The organism is Leptolyngbya sp. CCNP1308 (assembly GCF_034932455.1).
Lineage (GTDB): Bacteria > Cyanobacteriota > Cyanobacteriia > Phormidesmidales > Phormidesmidaceae > Nodosilinea.
In genome coordinates this window covers 1-855 of record NZ_JAYGIH010000033.1, presented here as the reverse complement: position 1 = coordinate 855, position 855 = coordinate 1, and the positions used below count along the sequence as shown (strand labels likewise).

The window sequence follows — 855 nt, the reverse complement described above, 5'->3', positions numbered from 1 at the left end:
GGGTAGTGCATTTTAGTAAAGGACAGAGGAAAGTAAAGGGGCTTCCCTTTCTGACAGCTTCTCTCTGACTCGGCGATTGTAGTCATGGATGAACATCCAGATTGCCCCGATGTGATTCTCTAGCTTCTTGGAAAAGGACAGCGTCTTCCTCACCAACCGAGCAATCCGCTGCCTCAGGGTGTTGTTTAACCTTTCGATGTAACTCGTCAAGCCACTATCTTTGCCAACAGCAACATGCCGCTTGCTCGGAATCACGTTGACGTAGGCCTCCCAGTAATCGGTGTAGACCTTGGCACATTGTCTGTATACCGCAGGGATGGACTGCCATAAGGCAATTGCCGATTCCCTGGAGCGGTCGCCGATGTGACAGCCGATGATTTCTCGGGTGTCGGCATCGATTGCCAGCCAGACCCACTGCTTGTTGCCTTTGTTGTCGACAAATGACCAGAGTTCATCCATCTGCACGGTCAGCTTGCCTTTAGGCTTGGGGACGACCTCTGCCGCTTTTGGCACGGCCTCGTAGCGAACGTTGACATGGCCTTGTAGCCAACTATCAGAGACCCCAGTGGCTCTGACGATGCCGGCTAGGGGAATCTTCTCTAGCAACAGCAGATTGACAAAAGCCCGAGTGTCTTTGTCTTTTGGCTTCCACTGAGGATCCTCGACGAATTGACGGTTGCAGTCTCGGCACTTGTAGTTTTGCTTGCCGCGCCGGGTCGTACCGTTTTTGGAGATGTCGTGAGACCCACAGGTTGGACAGGTCATCTCGATTGTCATGGGACCTACTCCCTCAGAATCTAGCAATGCGACGACGATGCCTTGGTTTTTCTCTACCCTTTACGTTAGTCCACTACC

General features: G+C 52.4%; 1 protein-coding gene. It reads right to left on the bottom strand.

The window, feature by feature from the left end:
* Window positions 1-12: 12 nt before the first annotated feature.
* Window positions 13-765, bottom strand: coding sequence for an IS1 family transposase (locus VB780_RS08465; protein ID WP_323350698.1), 753 nt, complete (start codon window positions 763-765; stop codon window positions 13-15).
* Window positions 766-855 lie beyond the last annotated feature (90 nt).